Genomic DNA, 20,763 nt, shown 5'->3' on the forward strand with positions numbered 1-20,763 from the left:
TCGAGACAGGTCAGACGTCCAGACGTCTTGCCCCCGACCGGCGAGCCAAGCCGGCAGCGACCATAACAACACAAGGACTCGATCATGTTCGATTCACGCACACGCCGTCTCACGGCCTGCTGTATCCCGCTGCTGCTGGGGGCGCTGTCGCTCTCCGCCCCGCTGTCGGCGGCGACGCTCGCCATCGGCATCCAGGGTGAGCCCGCCTCGCTGGACAGCGCGCGCATCGGCGGTACCACCTGGGAGAACGACGTGCTGGGCGATCTGTTCGAGGGGCTGGTCACCCTCGACCCGGCCGGCCACTATGTCCCCGGCGTCGCCCGCAGCTGGGAAGTCAGCGACGATGGCAAGACCTACACCTTTCATCTGCGCGACGACGCCGACTGGTCCGACGGTCAGCCGGTGGTAGCGGCGGACTTCGTGCTTGCCTTCCAGCGCCTGTTCGACCCTGCCAACGGTGCCGTCTACGCCAATCTGTTCTATCCCATCGGCGGGGCCGAGGCGCGCACCAAGGGCGCCGCCGACGCACCACCGCTGGGCGTCGTCGCGGTCGACGCCAAGACCCTCGAGATCACCCTCGAGCGCCCTACGCCCTACTTCACGACACTGCTGGCACATATCGCCGCCTCACCGGTGCCGGCCCACGTGGTCAAGCGCTACGGCGATGCCTGGACCCAGATGGACCACATCGTCACCAACGGCGCCTTCACGCCCACCTCGTGGGTCTCCCACGACCATATCGCGGCGCGCAAGAACCCCGAGTTCCATGCCGCCGACGAGGTCGCCCTCGACGGCGTCGACTACTACCCGGTGGAGGATCGCAGCGCCTCGCTGCAGCGCTTCCGCGCCGGGGGCCTGGATATCGTCCGCGACTTCTCGCCGGATCGCTATCAGTGGCTGCAAGACAATCTGCCCGACGCCGTCCATCTGGCGCCGCAACTGGCCAACTACTATTTCGCGCTCAACCAGCGCGATGGCCATCCGACGGCCGACAAGCGCGTGCGCGAAGCGCTCAACCTGGCCATCCGCCGCGACGTGATCGCCGACAAGATCATGGGCGGTGTCGTCTCCCCGGCCAGTGGCTTCGTCCCCGGCGGCGTCAGCCATTACGACGCCCAGCGCATGCCCGGCCTGGATCGGCCGAGGGATGAACGGATTGCCCAGGCCAGGCGCCTGCTCGAGGATGCCGGCTACGGCCCGGACCACCCGCTCGAACTGAACCTGCGCTACTCCACCACCGAGGCCAACAAGCGCATCGCCGTGGCTCTGGCGGCGATGTGGCAGCCTCTGGGGGTGAAGACGCAGCTGATCAACGCCGAGGGCGCGGTCCACTATGCCGAGCTGGCCAACGGCAACTTCGACGTCGGCCGTGCCAGCTGGGTCGCCGATTTCGACGACGCCAGCAACTTCCTCGGCATCCTGCAGAGTGGCGCGCCCAAGAACTACGGCGGCTATCGCAGCCCGGCGTTCGACGCGCTGATGCGCGCGGCCAACCAGGAGACCGACGCCGATGCCCGCCAACAGCTGCTCGAGCAGGCCGAGCGCCAGGCCCTGGGCGACTACGCCATGGCGCCGATCTACATCGACGTCTCGCGCAACCTGGTCGCCCCCGACCTTTCGGGCTGGCAGGACAACGCGCTCAATCGCCATCTCTCGCGCTGGATCTCCCGCGGCGACTGACATTCACCCCGCCGCCGGAGATCGACGATCCGCGCGGCGGCCCGACAAGAACGCCAAGACGATGCTTTCACGACAGCTCATTGCCGCCCTCGGCGGACTCGCGCTCGGCGCCCTGGCCAGCTCGGCCCAGGCCTTCAGCGTCAATATCGCCAACGGTGCCGAGCCGGGCACCCTCGACCCACAGAAGACCAGCGGCAACTGGGAGACGCGCATCACCCGCGCGCTGTTCGAGGGGCTGGTCACCTATACCGCCGACGGCAGCCTGGTGCCGGGGCTGGCCGAGCGCTGGGAGATCAGCGCCGACGGCAAGACCTACACCTTTCACCTGCGCGATGCCGAGTGGTCCGATGGCGAACCGATCACCGCCGAGGACGCGGCGTTCGCCCTGCGCCGGGTGCTCGAGCCGGCGATCGCCAATCATAACGCCAACCTCTACTACCCCATCGTCGGCGCGCGGGCGATCAACGCCGGCGAGGCCGCCGCGGAAAGTCTGGGCGTGGAGACGCCGGACGCCCACACCCTGAAGATCCACCTGACCCAGCCCACCGCCTGGTTCCTGCAGGCGCTGGCGATGACCGAGGCGGCACCGCTGCCGGAGCACGCCATCGACACCGCCGGTGAGCACTGGGTCGAGCCGGGCAAGACAGTCTCCAGCGGCGCCTTCACCCTGAGCGAGTGGCAGCCCCAGGCGCGCATCGTGGTCGAGAAGAACCCGCACTTCCACGCCGCCCAGGACGTTGCCCTGGATCGGGCCACTTTCTATCCGATCGACGATGCCGGCTCGGCGCTCAACCGTTTTCGCACCGGCGAGATGGATATCGCCTACTCCAGCGTACCGTCGTCGCGCTTCGCCTGGGCCCAGCAGCATCTCTCGGACGCCCTGCAGGTTGGGCCGCTGACCGCGGAGTACTTCTACATGTTCAACCTGCGCGAGGGTCAGCCGCTGGCCGACCGTCGCGTGCGCGAAGCGCTCAACCTGGCGGTGCGCCGCGAGGTGATCACCGGCCAGATCCTGGGCCAGGGACAGCCCCCCTCGACCTGGTACGTCCCGCACGGCACCGCCAACGCGCCGAGCGGCCAGATGGCCTTCGCCGACATGCCGATGGAAGCCCGCCTGAAGCGCGCCCAGAAGCTGATGCAGCAAGCGGGCTACGGCCCCGACCATCCGCTGCGGCTGACGCTCAACTACAACACCCTCGAGGATCACAAGAAGATCGCGGTAGCCGTGGCGGCGATGTGGAAGCCGCTGGGCGTCGAGGTCGCGCTGGTCAACTCGGAGGCGGCGGTGCACTACGCCACCATCCGCCAGGGCAAGTTCGAGGTCGCCCGCTACGGCATGGTGGCAACGATCAACGACCCGTTCGATTTCCTCGGCGCCTATGCCAAGGATGGCTCGGCCAGCCGCGCCAGCGGCTATCACGACGCCGACTATGACGCCCTGGTGGCCCGCAGCACCCGCGAGCTCGACCCGCAGACGCGCCAGCGCACCCTGACCCAGGCGCAGCAGCGGCTACTCGACGACTACGCCCTGCTGCCGCTCTACGACTACGTTTCCGTGCATCTGGTCTCGCCGCGACTCGGCGGCTGGGAGAGCAACCCGATGGACGTCCACCCGCTGCGTTATCTCGAGGAGCGCGACTGATGATCGATGCCCAGACCCCGCCCCGCGCGCTGCGAGGTGCGCCGGCATGTTGAGTTACACCCTGAAGCGACTGCTGATGGCGATCCCCACACTGCTGATCGTGATCACTATCTCGTTCTTCCTGATGCGGGTGGCCCCCGGCGGGCCGTTCGACGGCGAGCGACAGCTGCCACCGGAGATCGAGGCCAACCTGAAGGCGGCCTACCATCTCGACGAACCGCTGCCGATGCAGTACCTGCGCTACATGGGCAATCTGCTCGAAGGCGATTTCGGACCTTCGTTCAAGTACAAGGACTTCAGCGTCACCGAGCTGATCATGCAGGGCTTCCCGGTGAGCCTGGAGATCGGCGGACTGGCGATCCTGCTAGCCCTGCTGGTGGGTCTGCCACTGGGGATCGCCGCCGCGATCCGACGCAACTCCACCGTCGACTACCTGGTCATGGGCACGGCGCTGACCGGCATCGCAGTACCCAACTTCGTCATCGCGCCGATCTTCGCTCTGGTCTTCGGCGTGCTGCTGGCGTGGCTGCCGGCCGGCGGCTGGAACGGTGGCGCCTGGCCCAACCTGGTACTGCCGGTGGTGGCGCTGTCGATCCAGCAGATCGCCTATATCGCACGCATGATGCGCGCCAGCATGATCGAGACCCTGGGCAGCCACTTCATCCGCACCGCCCGCGCCAAGGGGCTCTCCGAGACCGAGGTGATCTGGCGCCACGCCATCCGCCCGGCGATGCTGCCGGTGGTCTCCTACCTGGGCCCGGCGATCGCCGGGATCATCACCGGCTCGGTGGTGATCGAGCAGATCTTCGGCATCCCCGGCATCGGCCGCTACTTCGTGCAGGGGGCGCTCAACCGCGACTACACCCTGGTGATGGGAACCGTGGTCTTCTACGGCGTGCTGATCGTGCTGATGAACCTGATCGTCGATCTGCTCTACTCCGCGCTCGACCCGCAAATTCGTTACGACGACTGACTCATGAACAGTGACCGACTCATGAACAACGACCGAGCCTCAACGCCATTCATTCGTGCCACCGGGGAGGCCGCCAATGACGTCTGATTCCAAGCCCTACAGCGGCGAACAGCGGGATGGCGCCCCGCTGCCCGCGGGCGGCCCCAAGCCGCCGCCGGGCCCGGACCCCACGCCCGACCCGCGCGCCGCGGACGCGCCGGTGGGGGAAAGCCTGGCCAAGGATGCCTGGCGCCGGCTGACCCAGAACCGGGCAGCCATGGCCAGCCTGGGCCTGTTGATCGCCATCGTTGTGGTGTGCATCGCCGGCCCCTGGTTCCTGCCCTGGGGTCTGGCAGAAGTCGACTGGAACGCCTTCGGCACCGGCCCGACCCTGGAGAACGCCCACTACCTGGGTACCGACGCCAACGGCCGCGATCTATTGACCCGGGTGCTCTACGGCGGCCGCGTGTCGCTCTCGGTGGCGCTGGTGGCCTCGTTCGTCAGCCTGGTGATCGGCGTGCTCTACGGCGCCATCTCCGGCTATGTCGGCGGGCGCGTCGATAGCCTGATGATGCGTTTCGTCGACATCATGTACTCGCTGCCGTTCATGTTCCTGGTGATCCTGCTGATGGTGGTGTTCGGGCGCAATATCTTCCTGATCTACGCCGCCATCGGCGCGGTGGAGTGGCTCGACATGGCGCGTATCGTGCGCGGCCAGACCCTGGCCCTGAAGCGCCGCGAGTTCATCGAAGCAGCCCATGCCCTGGGCGTGCGCGACAGCAAGATCGTCACCCGCCACCTGATCCCCAACGCCATCGGCCCGGTGATCGTCTACGTCACCCTGACCGTGCCCAAGGTGATTCTGCTCGAAAGCTTTCTGTCGTTCCTGGGCCTCGGCGTGCAGGAGCCGCTGACCAGTTGGGGCGTGCTGATCTCCGAGGGCGTCGACATGATGGAGAGTGCCCCCTGGATGCTGCTGGTGCCGTCGTTCTTCCTCGCGGCCACGCTGTTCTGTCTCAACTTCCTGGGCGATGGGCTGCGGGATGCCCTCGATCCCAAGACCCGCTGAGGATGACTCGATGACGCAATCACTACTGGAAATCGACAAGCTCAGCGTGACCTTCCAGCTCCCCACCGGCGCGGTGACGGCGGTCAAGGAGGTCAGCCTCAGCATCGCCGAGGGCGAGACCCTGGCGCTGGTGGGCGAGTCCGGCTCGGGCAAGTCGGTCACCTCGACCGCCACCCTGCGCCTGCTGCCGGAGCTGGCCCAGACCCAAGGCGCGATCCGCTTCGACGGCGAAGACCTGCTCGCGGTCACGCCCCGGCGCATGCGCCGCATCCGCGGCAACGACATCTCGATGATCTTTCAGGAGCCGATGACCTCGCTCAACCCGCTGCACCGGGTCGGGCGCCAGATCGGCGAGGTGCTGACCAAGCACAAGGGGCTCCACGGCAGCGCCAAGCGCCGCCGGGTGCTCGATCTGCTGCAACAGGTCGGCATCCCCGAGCCCGAGCGACGCATCGACAGCTACCCCTACGAGCTCTCCGGCGGTCAGCGCCAGCGGGTGATGATCGCCATGGCGCTGGCCTGCGAACCGCGCCTGCTGATCGCCGACGAGCCGACCACGGCACTCGACGTGACCGTCCAGGCGCAGATCCTGGACCTGCTCAAGTCGCTGCAGGCCAAGTACGGCATGGCGATCCTGTTCATCACCCACGACCTCAGCATCGTGCGCCACTTCGCCGACAAGGTGTGCGTGATGCGCTACGGCGAAGTGGTGGAGAGCGGCCCCACCCACGAGGTGTTCGACGCCCCGCGCCACGACTACACGCGCATGCTGCTCGATGCCATCCCACGCGGGCGCAAGATCCCCGCCCCGGCGGATTCACCAGTGCTGCTGAGCGCGCGTGACGTCAAGGTGCGCTTCGCACTCAAGAAGCGTCTGTTCGGCAAGAGCGACTACTTCGACGCGGTGCGCGGCATCGACCTCAGCGTCCGACGCGGCGAGACCCTGGGCATCGTCGGCGAATCGGGCTCGGGCAAGTCGACCCTGGGCCGGGCGCTGCTGCGGCTGCTCAAGTCCGAGGGCGATATCCGTCTCGGGGAGACCGATCTCTCGGCGCTGGACAAGTCCGGCATGCGCCCGCTGCGCTCGCGACTCCAGGTGGTGTTCCAGGACCCCTTCGGCTCGCTGTCGCCGCGCATGACCGTCGGCGACATCGTCAGCGAAGGGCTCAAGGTTCACCACCCGGAGCTGAACCGGCGCCAGCGCGAGGCCGAAGTGATCGCTGCCCTCGAGGAGGTCGCCCTTGACCCTGGGATGCGCAACCGCTACCCCCACGAGTTCTCCGGCGGCCAGCGCCAGCGCATCGCCATCGCCCGCGCGCTGATCCTCAAACCGGAACTGCTGCTGCTGGACGAGCCGACTTCGGCACTGGACCGCTCGGTACAGGTACGGGTGATCGATCTGCTACGCAATCTGCAGCAGAAGTACGGCCTCACCTACCTGTTCATCAGCCACGACCTCTCGGTGGTGCGCGCGCTCTCCGACGATGTGCTGGTGATGAAGGAGGGGCAGGTGATCGAGCAGGGCCCGACGGAGCAGCTCTTCTCCGCCCCCCGCGAGACCTACACCCAGGCGCTGATCAAGGCTGCATTCCTCGACGACGACGCGGCCTGAGAGGGTGTTTACAAATTCGACGAGCGAAGGCCAGACCGGGGCGCGTAGCTAAGGAGAAATCGGCCGAAACGACGGAGTTTACGCGGTGTAAATGAGTACTTTGAGGTCGATTTCAACGCCGTATCGTCGAGCGCAGGCATTTTGTAAACACTCTCTGATAAGCCGCTGAGCGTGAGCGGCGGCGCCACGCAATAGGCGCCGCCGTTCGCCCTGGAAGAGACACGATGACAATAGACGACGGTCCGCACCGGATCTAAAAACCGCTTCCTTTCATTCATCCAGAATTTGGCCGCGCTTGCCCTGTGGCAGGCGCCACGGACAACTGCGGCCAAAAAACGGGGCTCAGCCCCCACTATCCACGTCTTCAAGGGAGACAACCATGACCACGACACAAGGTCTTTTGAGCGCCGCCATCCTGGTGGCACTGGCGGGCTGCCAGAACACCCTGCCCTTCGGCGACGGCGCCGGCAGCTTCGAGCGCGCCAAGCGGGAGGGTAGCGCACCGCCGGCGCTGGTGGCGCGCTTCCATCAGATCGACAAGAACGGTGACGGCGTCATCGATCCCACCGAAGCGCGCTCGGACGCCGACCTGATGGGCGCCTTCGGCACTGCCGACCGCGACGGTGACCGCCAGCTATCGCTCGAAGAGTTCCTCGACAGCCAGGCCACCGAGGCGCCCTGATCCTCCGACCCACTTGGGAACCCATTTTTTCCTTCAATAATAAACAGGTAATGCTTCACCATGGATAACAAGACCCTCATGGCGAGTCTCGTCGCCACCGGCACGCTGCTGGCCAGCCACTCGGCCCTCGCTCTGACGCTCTATGAAACCGCGCAGGACAAGCTCACCTTCAGCGGGCGTATCGCCGCCGGCAGCAGCTTCGTCGACGATACCCACGACGACCACGACCCGACCAATGCCGGCTCCCGCGTACGCCTGATCCACGAACACAACTTCGCCGACGGCTGGTCGTCGATCGCCCGCGCCGAGTGGGCCTTCGACCCCTTCTTCGAGGATGGAACCGACAACCACTACAAACGCCTGCTCTACGCCGGTGTCAGCAACGATGACTACGGCACCATCCTGATCGGCAAGCAGTATTCGCTGTGGTACAACATGGTCGCCTACTGGACCGACTGGTTCTGGTACAACGGCGCCACCGCCCAGGGCAGCTTCAACGGCGCCTCCAGCGACGGCGGCTTCGACGGCAACGGCCGCCCCGACAACGCCATCTCCTATCAGAATCGCTTTGGCGACTGGACCCTGGGCGTGCTCTACCAGACCTCGCGCAACGACGTGCCCCGCTCGGTGGGCTACAGCGGCAATCTCGTCGACCTCGAGCGCAAGTACACCGCCCAGGGCGCCGCGGTCTATCAGCCGAGCGACGACTGGGCGTTCGGCCTGACCTACACCCACAGCGAGATCGATGGCGAGCTCAAGAGCGGCAGCGACCGCGACGAGAACGTCGACGCCGGCCTGCTCGCGGCGCGCTGGACCCCGGGCAACTGGTACTTTGCGCTGACCGCCGGCGAGTACCACAACCTGGTCCGCGACGGTGAGTTCGAGGGCGTCGCCAACAGCGACGGGATCGTCGACAAGGCCCGCGGCTACGAGGGCGTGGCGCTCTACAACGTCAAGCAGCAGGTCCCCGGTACGGTGCAGCTCTACACCGGCTTCAACCGCCTCGAGGATCGCGACTCCGATGCACGCAGCGCCTTCTATCTCGCCGGCGCGGCCTGGCTGCTGTTCGACGACAACCTGATCCTGGCGGTGGAGCGCAAGTTCGACGACTCCCGCCAGGCCGACGACAGCCACACCGGACACGACGAGACCGACCTGCTGGTGCGCTACGACTTCTGAGTACTGCCGGTTCCGGGGCCGCATGCCCCACTGCACGATCGTTTGCCGCTGCCCCGCGCAGCGGCTTTTTCGTGTCAGCGGCTCAGGCCTGTCGCCCGCGCGTCATGACACAGCGCAGCGCCAACACAAAAAACCCCGGCAGCGCTGGGCTGCCGGGGTCGTCGAGGGGGCACGCAGCCCGGGTATTACTCGTCGAGGAACGAGCGCAGCGGCTCGGAGCGCGACGGATGACGCAGCTTGCGCAGCGCCTTGGCTTCGATCTGGCGGATACGCTCACGGGTGACGTCGAACTGCTTGCCGACCTCTTCCAGGGTATGGTCGGTGTTCATGTCGATGCCGAAACGCATGCGCAGCACCTTGGCTTCGCGCGCGGTCAGGCCGCCGAGCACGTTGCGGGTGGCTTCGATCAGGCCCTCGCCGGTGGCGGAATCGATCGGCAGCACCATGGTGCTGTCCTCGATGAAGTCACCCAGGTGCGAGTCCTCGTCGTCGCCGATCGGCGTCTCCATGGAGATCGGCTCCTTGGCGATCTTGAGCACCTTGCGCACCTTGTCTTCCGGCATTTCCAGGCGCTCGCCGAGCTCTTCCGGGGTCGGCTCGCGGCCCATCTCCTGCAGCATCTGGCGCGAGACCCGGTTGAGCTTGTTGATCGTCTCGATCATGTGCACCGGAATACGGATGGTCCGCGCCTGGTCGGCGATCGAGCGGGTGATCGCCTGGCGAATCCACCAGGTGGCATAGGTCGAGAACTTGTAGCCTCGGCGATATTCGAACTTGTCTACCGCCTTCATCAGGCCGATGTTGCCCTCCTGGATCAGATCCAGGAACTGCAGCCCGCGGTTGGTGTACTTCTTGGCGATCGAGATGACCAGACGCAGGTTGGCCTCGACCATCTCCTTCTTGGCCCGGCGCGCCTTGGCTTCGCCGATCGAGAGGCGACGGTTGACCTCCTTGAGCTGGCTCACCTGGAGCTGGACCATCTCCTCCTCGAAGCCGATCTTGCGCTGGGCACGCTGGACGTCGCCACGGAACGGACGGAGCCGATCGGCATACTTGGCGTGCTTGGCCACGAAGTCGTCGAACCAGGCGTCATGGGCTTCATGCCCGAGGAAGGCGCTGATGAAGGTCTTGCGCGGCACCTTACCCTGCTTGACGAACACCTGCATGATCGCCTTTTCCTGCTCGCGCACCTGCTCGACGCTGATGCGCACCTGACCCACCAGGCGCTCGAAATGCTTGGGCGAAAGCTTGATCGGCGAGAACAGCTCGGCCAGACGTGCAAGCTCTGCCCGGGCCGCGTCGGCGTCGAAGCCGTGCTTGGCCACGGCCGCCTTGGCCGATTCGTTCTGCTGGCGGATCTGCTCGAAGCGTACGCGGGCCTCTTCGGGATCGGGGCCGCCTTCGCTGGAGTTGTCGTCGCTGTCTTCTTCGTCTTCTTTGTCTTCTTCATCCTCGTCGTCGTCGTCACCCGCGGCGAGGCTGCTCTCTTCCACTTCCGGCAACTCGACCTCGGCGACGCCGGGGATCCCCTCATCGGGGTCGATGAAGCCGGAGAAGAGATCGGAGAGGCGGCCCGGGGCCTCCTCGTCCTGGGTCTGATCGTAGGCGGCAAGGATGGAGTCGACCGCGCCCGGCAGATAGGCCAGCGACGACATCACTTCGCGCAGGCCCTCCTCGATGCGCTTGGCGATCTCGATCTCGCCTTCCCGCGTCAGCAGTTCCACCGTCCCCATCTCGCGCATGTACATGCGCACCGGGTCGGTGGTCCGTCCGACATCGCTCTCCACCGCGGCCAGGGCCGCGACCGCTTCCTCCGCCGCCGACTCGTCGGTGGAGTTGTCGGACATCATGAGGGTATCTTCGTCAGGCGCTTCCTCGACGACGTTGATCCCCATGTCATTGATCATGGAGATGATGTCTTCCACCTGATCGGGATCGGCGATATCTTCGGGGAGGTGATCGTTGACCTCGGCATAGGTCAGGAAGCCCTGCTCCTTGCCGCGTGCGATCAGCTCCTTCAAACGTGACTGCTGTGCGTGTCCAGCCATAGAAACCCTACTCGACGAAGAAGAATGAAGCACCTGGGGTGACAGCGCGACGCCCCAAAAGCCTGCTAGTATAGCGCGTACCGGCATTTTGCTGCCAGTATCTGTTTGCCTTGTCTGCCAGGTGTGCTAGTGTGTTTGGTTACCCTATTTGGAGGCTTTCGCCGCCATTTCAACCGCTTCGACGCTCCTGCCGCGGTTCTTCACGCTTCCCTGTCGTACTCTGTGTGCTTTTTGTTGCCATTCGGCCTGCCGAATGCGCGGCCTGCCTTCAATATCGACCTGTCTCTCTCAATATATAGCCATCGCGACGTCACCCGTCTCATGCCGATCCGCCGCCGGTGGCGAGCATGCCGATCAGCTCGCGCAGGCGCTGCTTCTCCTCGGCACTCAGCGCGCCGGGCTGGCGACTCTTCGCCAGTAGCTGCTGATACTCCTGAGCCGGCGTCAGGCGCTCGCTCTGGCGCTCGAGATGGCGCACCCAGTTGGCCAGCTCGCTGGCCCTGACCTCGCGCGGAATCGCCATCTCGCGCCGCGCCAGCTGATCCAGTCGCTCGCCCTCGGGCGTGCCGTGGAAGTGGGCCAGCAGCACCTGCGGGCTGCGGTAGCGCCCGGCCCGCAGCAGCTTGACCACCTCGCGACACAGGCGCCCGTCGGGCTGCGCCTCGGGGCACCAGTCGAGGCTCTCCGGCAGCGTCTCGGCCAGCCCCGGCTCGTGCAGCAGCAACTGCACGATACGCGCCGGCCAGCTCAAGGAAAGCGTAGCAGTTCCGCCACGCGCCGCCGTCAGCCCGCGTCGGGGCGCGTGCGTGCCGCCGCGGATTTCTCCATATCCGGCCCCATCGCCATACTCGGCCATCGGCGCCGGTTCCGACTCGGCCTCGCCGGAGATCGCCATCATCGCCTCGAAGCCGTCGTCACCGGCCGGTGCCGTCGGCCGCGGCGCGGGCGGGGCATGGGTCGCGAACCAGTCACTGAATTGCGAGGTTTCGATGCCGCTACGCGACGAGAGTTCCTTGAGCAGCAGCGACTTCAACACCCCTTCTGGCAGCCGCTTCAGCGCCTCCAGCACGGCGGTGACGAAACGCTCGCGCCCCTCGACCTGCTTGAGATCGTGCCCTTCGGCGGCCTGCTCGAACAAAAACTCGGACAGCGGACTGGCGCAGGTGACTCGATTCTCGAATGCCTCGCGCCCCTCCTGGCGTACCAGGGTATCCGGGTCCTCGCCCTCGGGCAGGAACAGAAAGCGTACCTGGCGGCCGTCGATCATCGACGGCAAGGCCGTGGTCAACGAGCGCCGCGCCGCCTGACGCCCGGCATTGTCACCGTCGAAGCAGAACACCACCTCATCGACCAGCCGGAACAGCCGTTGCAGGTGATCCGCGGTGAGCGCGGTGCCCAGGGTGGCGCAGGCGTTGCGAATGCCGAACTGGGCCAGCGCCACCACGTCCATGTAGCCTTCGACCACCAGCACTCGGGAGAGCTGGCGATTGGCCTGGCGCGCTTCGAAGAGCCCGTAGAGCTCGCGCCCCTTGTGGAAGACCGGCGTCTCCGGCGAGTTGAGATACTTGGGCTTGGCGTCGCCCAGAACACGCCCGCCGAAGGCGATGGTGCGCCCCTTCCAGTCGCGGATCGGGAACATCACCCGATCACGGAAGCGGTCATAGGTGCGCCCGGTCTCCTCGCGATGGACCAGCAACCCGTACTCGACCTGCACCGCCTCGCTGATGCCCTGGGCGCCCAGGTAGCGTTTGAGCGCCTCCCACTCGTCCTCGGCGTAGCCGATGCCGAAGTCGCGGATCACCTCCTGGCTCAGGCCGCGCCGCTCGAGATAGGCGCGCGCCGTCTTGCCCTGACCCAGCGCCAGCCGCTCGCGGAAGAAGCGTGAAGCGAGTTCGAGCAGATTGACACCCTCTTCACGCTTCTGCTGCCGCTTGGCCGCCCCCGGGTCCTCGCCGCCCTCGCGCTCCACCTGCATGCCGGCACGGCCGGCCAGCTGCTCCACCGCCTCGGGGAAGCGCAGGTTGTCGAACTCCATCAGAAAACGCAGGGCGTTACCGTGCGCCCCGCAGCCGAAGCAGTGATAGAACTGCTTGTCATGGCTGACCGTGAAGGAGGGCGAGTTCTCCTGATGGAAAGGGCAGAGACCGCTGTGGTTGCGCCCGCTCTTCTTGAGCTGCACGCGCTCGGAAACGACGTCGACGATATCGGTCCGCGCCAACAGGTCATCGATGAAGCGCTGTGAAATCTGTCCGGCCATGGCGTCAAACGCTCTCGTTGCGCCGGCCGCAGGCGTCTGGCGCCGACGGCCACTGTCTCGAGAATGGGACAGTCGAGGAGAGAGGGCTTACCCAGTGACGGCACACGAGCCGCATCTCGCGGCCGGGCCCGCCGGCTGGGTAAACACCCTCCGGGGGCGAGGAACAAAAACAAACGGCCACCGAGACGGCGGCCGTTTGGGCTATCCCTCTGGAGTGACTTGCATCACCCCCAGTACGGATCAATACAAGCGTTCGAAGCGCTTACGCTCACGCTGGAGCTTCTTGGCGTGACGCTTCACGGCCGCGGCAGCTTTACGCTTGCGCACGGAAGTGGGCTTTTCGTAAGTTTCGCGACGGCGGACTTCAGACAGGATCCCTGCTTTTTCGCAGGAACGTTTGAAGCGACGCAGCGCGACGTCGAACGGCTCGTTATCACGTACTTTGACAGAAGGCATTAAGCACTCACCTACCTTGGGAATTGAGTTCGGTTTGAACGCACGCCCATGATGATCCGAGGGGATTCAGACGGCGCTACGGCTCACCCTGAGGGTGTGCCGCGTCGCAATCCCGGATCCGCCTCTTGCGGAGTCTCCCACCGGAAAACCCGTTTGGAGACCGCTCAAGGGGCGTTAGAGCGCACGACCCAGTCCTGCAGAGCAGCGTATTCTAGTGTCCGTCTTCACGCTTTGCAAATGACTTTTCCAGACCGACGCCGGGCGGTTCGAGTGGCTGCCGCCCCACCTCTCTCTACGCCTGTGGCTCCACGCCCGGCCACGTGCGGATACCCGTGTGGCTGCGCTGACACGCTCGCGGGACCATGCAAAGCCCACCGCCAGCGCGTAGAATAGCGCGCCTTGGCATCCCCCTTTTTGATTAGCGACGGAACCCTCGACCATGCGCGTGCTGGGCATCGAAACCTCCTGTGACGAAACCGGCGTGGCCCTCTACGACAGCGAGCAGGGTCTGCTGGCGGATGCACTCTACAGCCAGATCGCGCTGCACGCAGAGTTCGGCGGCGTGGTGCCGGAGCTCGCCTCCCGCGACCACACCCGCAAGCTGTTGCCGCTGATCGATCAGGTGCTGGCGGATGCCGGCCTGATCAAGGGCGACATCGACGCCATCGCCTATACCGCCGGCCCGGGGCTGGTCGGTGCGCTGATGGTCGGCGCCTGCACCGCCCACGGCATGGCCCGGGCGCTCGCGGTGCCGATCCTCGGCGTGCACCATATGGAGGGGCACCTGCTGGCGCCGATGCTGGAGCCGGAGGCGCCGGACTTTCCGTTCGTGGCGCTGCTGGTCTCCGGCGGCCATACCCAGCTGGTCGATGTGCGCGGGCTGGGCGACTACCGCCTGCTCGGCGAGTCGGTCGACGACGCCGCCGGCGAAGCCTTCGACAAGGTCGCCAAGATGCTCGATCTGCCCTACCCCGGCGGCCCCCAGGTGGCGGCCCTGGCCGAACAGGGCGACAGCAGCCGTTTCCGCTTCCCGCGCCCGATGACCGACCGCCCGGGTCTCGATTTCAGCTTCTCCGGTCTCAAGACCCACACCCTGACCGCGCTGCGCACCCTGGAGCAGCAAGCGGCGCTGGACGCCCAGGCACGCGCCGATGTCGCCCGCGCCTTCGAGGATGCGGTGGTCGATACCCTGGTGATCAAGTGCCGCCGCGCGCTCGAGGCGAGCGGGCGCCAGCGCCTGGTGGTGGCCGGTGGGGTCAGTGCCAACCGCCGGCTGCGCGCGACCCTGGATGCGGCGCTGGCCAAGCGCGGCGCCCGCGCCTATTACCCGCGTGGGCGCTTCTGCACCGACAACGGCGCGATGATCGCCTACGCCGGCGCCCAGCGCCTGCTCGCCGGGCAGCGCAGCGATACCCCCCAGCCGCGGCCGCGCTGGCCACTGGCCGAACTCACCCCGCCGCAGCCCTGATTCCCCGCGTCGCCGCAGGGCCTGGCTAGGTTTTGTACGAAAACTACCTGCACTCGCTGACTTTTCGTACAGAACCTAGTCGCCGCCGGCCCGCCGGCGGCCCGGGCGGGCGTCACGCCGATCCTCGAGCGCGTCCTCCTCGTCGAGCGGGTCGGCCAGCGCCGGCGCGACGGTCTCGCGACGGCGCTCGCGCCAGGTACGGATATTGAAGGCGTGGCGGATGAGCACCAGGGTCGAGAAGACGCAGATCACCCCGCTCATCGGCGGTACCAGCCAGTAGCTCAGCAGCGGTGCGATCAGCGCCGTGGCCAGCGAGGCTACCGCCGCGGTACGCACCCGCCAGGCAAGCAGGAACCAGCAGCCGGCGCAGATCAGCGCCACCGGGGTCGCCAGCATCAGCAGCACGCCGAAGGCGCTGGCCACCGCCTTGCCGCCGTGGCCGCGATGCCAGACCGGGCAGCTGTGACCGAGCAGCACGCCCAGCCCCACCAGTCCTTGCGCCCACACCGACAGCGACGCGCTGCCAGCCAGCCACAGCACCGGCATGCCCTTGCCTGCGTCGATCACCAGTGTCGCCAGCGCCGGGCGCCAGCCGAACGCGCGCAGCACGTTGGAGAAGCCGGGATTGCCGGAGCCGGCCCGGCGCGGGTCGCCCAGGCCCCACAGCCGGCAGACCCAGATCGCCCCCAGCAGCGAGCCGCTGAGATAGCCGGCTGAGGCCAGCGCGATGGTGATGAGCGTGGATGACGGCATCCGCCCTCCGGCAGTGGACGATCGGCTTGGGTCGCGGACGACGCGAGCCCTGATTCTGCCACTCTCATGACGTACAATCGACGCTCGCGAGCCCATCACGTGGCATCCCGGCTCGTCGTAGAGGCCGCCGATGTGTCCCCACCGGCGGCGCGTGGACCGAATCAACCGGATGTGGACCGAACCAGGATGGATGAAGTACTGATCGAAGGGCTGCGCGTCGAGACCGTCATCGGCGTCTACGAGTGGGAGCGCCACGTGCAGCAGCGGCTGGAGCTCGACCTCGAACTCACCACCGACATCCGTGCCGCGGCACGCGACGACGATCTCACCCACACCCTCGACTACGCCGCCATCTGCGAGCGTCTCACCACTTATGCCGCCGACAACGCCCATGGCCTGGTCGAGACCTTTGCCGAGCGCGTGGCCCAACTGGTGATCGCCGAATTCGGCGTGCGCCGCCTGCGCCTGACCGTGCGCAAGCCCGGCGCCGTCGCCAGCGCCCGCGCGGTGGGCGTGCGCATCGAGCGCGAGGCCGGCTGATGCCGCTGGCGGTACTCGGACTCGGCAGCAGCATCGAGCGTCAGCGCCATCTGGTCGGCGCCCTGGACGCCTTGGCAGCACTCGCCGATCCGGCGACACTGCGCGTCTCGCGGGTGTTCGAGAGTCCGCCGGTGGGCTTCAGCGACCCGCGCGACTTCTACAATCTGGTGGTGGCGTTCGACACCCCGCTCGCGCCCGATGCGCTCAACGCCCGCTGCAAGACGATCGAACAGGACCACGGCCGCCCCGCCGGGCCCACCAAGCAGATCGCGCGCACCCTAGACATCGACCTGCTGCTGTGGGGCGAGGCGTGCGGGCGCTACGGCGACACTGCCCTGCCGCGGGCGGATGTCGCGCGCTACGCCTTCGTGCTGCATCCGCTGGCAGAGCTGCTGCCCGAGCAGCGCCATCCCACCCTGGGCCTCACCTTCGCCGAGCTGTGGGCGCGCTTCGATGCCAGCACGCAGCCGCACTGGGCGGTCGCCTTCACCTGGCACGGCCGCGAGATATCGGCGCCCGACTGACGCGACCGACGCTGGCGTCAGCCCAGATGCACGCCAGCGCCGGACACGTCACAATCGTCCCGATCGCCACACCCGCCGGCGACGGTGATCTCCACGATCTTTACCCATTGGCTGGATCATCGCTGCATCGCGCAGCGGCATACTGACGAGGTCTCCCCGGTTCGTGAAAAAAACCGACCCCATGGCGCTAACCCTCAAAAGCCCGCGCGACTGGCCGCGCCTGTCACGACTCAGCCTCAAGCTCTTCGTCATCATCCTGTTGACCAACGTGCTGATCAGCGGCCTCGTCTTCGTGTTCGTCTCGCGCAGCCTCGACCAGGGCTTCGTCAGCTATCTCGAACGCAGTCAGGCCTCCCGCGCGGAGACCCTGGCCAACGCCCTCGGCGAGCAGTGGGCGAGCCGCGGCAGCTGGCGCTGGCTGCGCGACAATCCGCGCGCCTGGCAGAGCCTGGTGCGCAGCCAGCTGTGGTCGAGCGAGCGCCGCCCGCCCAGCGGCATCGATCGCGAGCTGAGCGATGCCCGCGGCTATGTGCTGCTCGACGAGCTGAGCAATCCGGTGATCGGCGAGCCGCTGCTCGACCCGCCGCCGCAGCGCGATCCCAACCTGCCGCCGCCGCCGGAGCCGCACTTCGTGCCCATCCGCAGCGGCGACAAGACCGTCGGCCAGCTCGGCTACCTGCCGCCGGAGCGGCTGATGGCGCGCATGGACCAGATCTTTCTCGACCGCCAGCAGCGCAACCTGATGATCATCGTCGGCTCGCTGTTCCTGGCCTCGCTGCTGCTCGCCAGCGGGCTGGCCTGGTGGCTGGGGCGCCGCGCCCGCCACATGACCCTGGCTACCCGCCGGCTGACCCTGGGCGACTACAGCGTGCGCCTCTCCGAGCGCGGCCGCGACGAGCTCTCCAGCCTCTCCGCCGACTTCAACCAGCTGGCCGAAACGCTGGAGGCCAACCGCCGCGCGCGCCAGCGCTGGGTGGCCGATATCGCGCATGAGCTGCGCACTCCGCTGGCGGTGCTGCGCGGCGAGATCGAAGCGATGCAGGACGGCGTGCGCGAGCTGAGCGTGGACAACCTGGGCTCGCTGCAGCAGGAGGTGGACCAGCTCGGCCATCTGGTCGAGGACCTGCGCCTGCTGGCCCAGAGCGATGCCGGGGCGCTCGACATGCATCTGATCCCGCTGGACCTCGAGGATTCACTGGTTCAGCGTCTCGACGACAGCCGCCTGCGCCTGGAGAGTCGCGGCCTGACGCTGACCCTGGAGACCGAGCCTGCCCTGGTGCGCGCCGATAGCCAGCGCCTGCGCCAGCTGTGGGACAACCTGCTCTCCAACACCATCGCCTACACCGACAGCCCCGGCTCGCTGCGGGTCAGCCTGAGGTGCCGGGCCCGCCACGCCGAAGTGATCTGGGAGGACACCGCCCCCGGCGTGGCCGAGAGCGATCTGCCGCGGCTCACCGAGCGTCTCTACCGGGTGGAGGGGTCGCGCAACCGCCGCAGCGGTGGCAGCGGCCTGGGACTGTCGATCGCCAGCGCCCTGATCGAGGCCCAGGGCGGCACCCTGGTACCCTCGCGCTCGCCCCTCGGCGGGCTGCGCTGGACCCTATCCTTTCCGCTGGAGATGGCAACGACGCCATCCGACAAGGAGCCGGCTTGATGAACGACACCATTCTGATCGTCGAGGACGAACCCAAGATCGCGCGGCTGATCGCCGACTACCTCTCCAAGAGCGGCTACGCCTCGGACCATATCGACCACGGCAACGCGGTGATGGAGTGGCTCGCCGAGCAGACGCCGATGCTGGTCCTGCTCGATCTGATGCTGCCGGGCACCGACGGCCTCACCCTGTGCCGTCAGATTCGCGAGCGCTACCCGGCGCTGCCGGTGATCATGCTCACCGCCCGGGTCGAGGAGGTCGACCGCCTGCTGGGGCTGGAGCTGGGTGCGGACGACTATATCTGCAAGCCGTTCAGCCCGCGCGAGGTGGTCGCCCGGGTCAAGGCGGTGCTGCGCCGCACCCACGGCGCGGCAGGCGCCGAGACGGAGCTGGCCGAGGAGGAGCGCCTGGTGCTCGACGAGGATGGCTGGCGCGCCCTGGCCGGCGGCCAGGATCTGGGCCTGACCGCGGTCGAATTCCAGCTGCTCAAGGTGATGATGCAGAGCCCCGGGCGGATCTTCTCCCGCGATCAGCTGATGGATCACATGTACCGCGACCACCGCATCGTCTCCGAGCGCACCGTCGACAGCCACGTCAAGAAGCTGCGGCGCAAGATCGCCGACATCTGGCCCGAACGCGACATCATCCGCTCGGTCTACGGCGTCGGCTACAAGTACCAGCCGGAGGAGTGAAGGCGGCGCGGTGACGACACGCTCAACTGGCCGCCTGCACGAAGGTCTCGGCGTCCGCCGCGGAGAAGAACATCAAGGTGACCTCGAGGGCCGGCAGTTGGGGGAGACGCTCGCGCATCACGTCGGCGACCACTCTCGCCGCCTCGGCGCTCGGGTAGCCGTAGACCCCGGTGGAGATGGCGGGAAAGGCCAGCCGCGTGAAGCCCTGATCGGCGGCCAGCGCCAGGGCGTTGCGGTAGCAGGCGGCGAGCTGCCCGCGCGGCTCCTCGGACTCGGCATACACCGGCCCGACGGTATGGACGACGTACTCTGCCGGCAGCCGAAAGCCGGGGGTCAGCGCCACCTGGCCCACCGGCAACCCGTCCGGCCAGATCGTGCGTCGCAGCTCTCGACACGCCTCGAGCAGCTGCGGCCCGGCCGCACGGTGAATCGCACCATCGACGCCACCGCCCCCCAGCAGGCTGCGGTTGGCCGCGTTGACGATGGCATCGCCGTCGAAACGGGTGATATCGCCCTCGGCGACCGAGAGGCGCCCCTGGCGGTGGTGAATCTGCATCGCGACCTCCTCTGAAGGCTGTCGTCCTCACTCTAGCCCCGACCTCGCCCCACGACCAACACGGCACCAGCGCCCGACGCCAGGCCGGCTATCGGCCCTGAGGCTGTTTGCTCTCCTGCGACTGCTTGTCGAACGCCATGACCAGGATCGGCGGACGCCTGAGATGTTCGGCCAGCCGTGGCTGCGCCGCGAGGGCCTCCGCCGTGGGCTGAGGCTCGAGAACCCGGGCGATCGACAGTCCGGCCGCCAGCGCCGTGCCCAGATAGGTCTCTAGCGTCCTGTGATATTTGATCACGCCATCGACGAACCAGGTGGTCGCGCGCCGTCCCTCGAGGAAATAGTCGTCTACCGGCCAGTGCAGTCGTGGTCTTTGCGCCGAGTCGTGCCAGCCAGCGAGCAGCGCGGTGCAAACCGGATGCTCCACCGAGAGTACGAGAAGCCCGCCGGGCCGCAAGGCGGCGGCGACTTTATCCATGACACGTCCGAGGTCTTCGACGTAGTGCAGACACATCGAAGCTACCGCCACATCATAGGCCTCGGCGTCGAACTCGGCGTCCTCCAGGGCGCTCACCTGGAAACGAATGCGCTCGTCCCGATAGTGCCGTCTCGCCTCGGCGATCATCTTTTCCGAGATATCGACGCCAACGTAGCGCCGCGCGCCCTGTCCCAGGCAGTAGCCGGAGAACTTGCCGAAACCGCAGCCAAGATCGAGGACATCCAGGCCGTTCAGCGTGGGCAGCAGACGCCGGACGGCGGGCTCTTCGAGGGCAGCATTGAGACCGCCTTCGCGCTCGCGAAGCGCCATGTAGCCACTGAAGAAATCGGGATTGTCGTAGATATTCTGCTTCATCGGATGGGCCCGGGTTCGGGATTGGCAGGGTGGCGTCAGGCATACAGCCACCCACGCACCGCTATGGCGCCCCTATGGCAGATAGCCTCTTCGCCTGAGCGCAAGGCTATAGGGTAGCGCATGGCAGTAGTGACAGCGCCCCCCTGAAA

18 protein-coding genes are annotated in these 20,763 nt (G+C 67.0%); 12 read left to right on the forward strand and 6 right to left on the reverse strand.

The features are described from left to right. The first annotated feature begins 84 nt into the window (after positions 1-84). The 7 genes from DOM66_RS01525 (at position 85) to DOM66_RS01555 (ending at position 8,816) form a co-directional block, all read left to right on the forward strand. Positions 85-1,680, forward strand: coding sequence for a peptide ABC transporter substrate-binding protein (locus tag DOM66_RS01525; protein ID WP_110689050.1), 1,596 nt, complete (start codon positions 85-87; stop codon positions 1,678-1,680). Between the two features lie 61 nt (positions 1,681-1,741). Next, positions 1,742-3,322, forward strand: coding sequence for a peptide ABC transporter substrate-binding protein (locus DOM66_RS01530; RefSeq protein WP_110689051.1), 1,581 nt, complete (start codon positions 1,742-1,744; stop codon positions 3,320-3,322). A gap of 46 nt (positions 3,323-3,368) precedes the next feature. Continuing rightward, entirely contained in the window at positions 3,369-4,295 is a 927-nt protein-coding gene (gene oppB, locus DOM66_RS01535) for an oligopeptide ABC transporter permease OppB (RefSeq protein ID WP_110675235.1), read from the forward strand. Positions 4,296-4,371: 76 nt separating this feature from the next. After that, a complete protein-coding gene (locus tag DOM66_RS01540; protein ID WP_110689052.1) occupies positions 4,372-5,343 on the forward strand; it encodes an ABC transporter permease in 972 nt (323 codons plus the stop codon). A 10-nt stretch (positions 5,344-5,353) separates the two neighbouring features. After that, entirely contained in the window at positions 5,354-6,955 is a 1,602-nt protein-coding gene (locus DOM66_RS01545) for an ABC transporter ATP-binding protein (protein ID WP_110689053.1), read from the forward strand. 379 nt (positions 6,956-7,334) lie between these two features. Then, positions 7,335-7,637 (forward strand): EF-hand domain-containing protein, encoded by a 303-nt coding sequence (locus tag DOM66_RS01550; protein ID WP_110689054.1) that lies wholly within the window; start codon positions 7,335-7,337, stop codon positions 7,635-7,637. Positions 7,638-7,697: 60 nt separating this feature from the next. Then, positions 7,698-8,816: a porin gene (locus DOM66_RS01555; RefSeq protein WP_110675239.1), complete on the forward strand. Its 1,119-nt coding sequence runs from the start codon at positions 7,698-7,700 to the stop codon at positions 8,814-8,816. 185 nt (positions 8,817-9,001) lie between these two features. On the opposite strand, the gene rpoD is transcribed toward DOM66_RS01555, so the two are convergent. The 3 genes from rpoD to rpsU form a co-directional block, all read right to left on the reverse strand. After that, positions 9,002-10,864, reverse strand: a complete 1,863-nt coding sequence (rpoD, locus tag DOM66_RS01560; RefSeq protein ID WP_110675240.1) for an RNA polymerase sigma factor RpoD — start codon at positions 10,862-10,864, stop codon at positions 9,002-9,004. A gap of 319 nt (positions 10,865-11,183) precedes the next feature. After that, positions 11,184-13,121 carry a DNA primase gene (dnaG, locus tag DOM66_RS01565; RefSeq protein ID WP_110689055.1) on the reverse strand — a complete coding sequence of 646 codons (1,938 nt, stop codon included), beginning with the start codon at positions 13,119-13,121 and terminating at the stop codon, positions 11,184-11,186. Between the two features lie 240 nt (positions 13,122-13,361). After that, complete coding sequence (gene rpsU, locus DOM66_RS01570; RefSeq protein ID WP_081919436.1) at positions 13,362-13,577, reverse strand: 30S ribosomal protein S21; 216 nt, start codon at positions 13,575-13,577, stop codon at positions 13,362-13,364. Between the two features lie 439 nt (positions 13,578-14,016). Here rpsU and tsaD point away from each other — a divergent pair, with 439 nt between their 5' ends. Then, positions 14,017-15,045, forward strand: coding sequence for a tRNA (adenosine(37)-N6)-threonylcarbamoyltransferase complex transferase subunit TsaD (gene tsaD / locus DOM66_RS01575; protein WP_110689056.1), 1,029 nt, complete (start codon positions 14,017-14,019; stop codon positions 15,043-15,045). Between the two features lie 75 nt (positions 15,046-15,120). Here the strand turns inward: tsaD and DOM66_RS01580 are convergent, their stop codons facing one another. After that, the gene (locus DOM66_RS01580) at positions 15,121-15,798 is read right to left on the reverse strand and encodes a glycerol-3-phosphate acyltransferase (RefSeq protein WP_110689057.1); all 678 of its coding nucleotides are present in this window, start codon (positions 15,796-15,798) and stop codon (positions 15,121-15,123) included. A gap of 186 nt (positions 15,799-15,984) precedes the next feature. On the opposite strand from DOM66_RS01580, the gene folB reads away from it, so the two are divergent. The 4 genes from folB (at position 15,985) to DOM66_RS01600 (ending at position 19,208) form a co-directional block, all read left to right on the forward strand. After that, positions 15,985-16,338 carry a dihydroneopterin aldolase gene (gene folB / locus DOM66_RS01585; protein ID WP_110675244.1) on the forward strand — a complete coding sequence of 118 codons (354 nt, stop codon included), beginning with the start codon at positions 15,985-15,987 and terminating at the stop codon, positions 16,336-16,338. Continuing rightward, positions 16,338-16,862 (forward strand): 2-amino-4-hydroxy-6-hydroxymethyldihydropteridine diphosphokinase, encoded by a 525-nt coding sequence (folK, locus tag DOM66_RS01590; protein ID WP_110675245.1) that lies wholly within the window; start codon positions 16,338-16,340, stop codon positions 16,860-16,862. Before folB ends, folK begins: the two co-directional genes overlap by 1 nt. 181 nt (positions 16,863-17,043) lie before the next feature. Beyond that, complete coding sequence (locus DOM66_RS01595; RefSeq protein ID WP_110675246.1) at positions 17,044-18,516, forward strand: ATP-binding protein; 1,473 nt, start codon at positions 17,044-17,046, stop codon at positions 18,514-18,516. Further along, entirely contained in the window at positions 18,516-19,208 is a 693-nt protein-coding gene (locus tag DOM66_RS01600) for a response regulator (RefSeq protein WP_110689058.1), read from the forward strand. The genes DOM66_RS01595 and DOM66_RS01600 overlap by 1 nt, the downstream gene beginning before the upstream one ends. 22 nt (positions 19,209-19,230) lie before the next feature. Here the strand turns inward: DOM66_RS01600 and DOM66_RS01605 are convergent, their stop codons facing one another. Together DOM66_RS01605 and DOM66_RS01610 are read right to left on the reverse strand one after the other, a co-directional pair. After that, on the reverse strand, positions 19,231-19,764 hold the full coding sequence (locus DOM66_RS01605; protein WP_110675248.1) for an O-acetyl-ADP-ribose deacetylase: 534 nt from the start codon (positions 19,762-19,764) through the stop codon (positions 19,231-19,233). Between the two features lie 88 nt (positions 19,765-19,852). Further along, positions 19,853-20,614 carry a class I SAM-dependent methyltransferase gene (locus DOM66_RS01610; RefSeq protein WP_110689059.1) on the reverse strand — a complete coding sequence of 254 codons (762 nt, stop codon included), beginning with the start codon at positions 20,612-20,614 and terminating at the stop codon, positions 19,853-19,855. Positions 20,615-20,763 lie beyond the last annotated feature (149 nt).

Origin of the sequence: Salinicola endophyticus (assembly GCF_003206575.1) — a bacterium.
Lineage (GTDB): Bacteria > Pseudomonadota > Gammaproteobacteria > Pseudomonadales > Halomonadaceae > Salinicola > Salinicola endophyticus.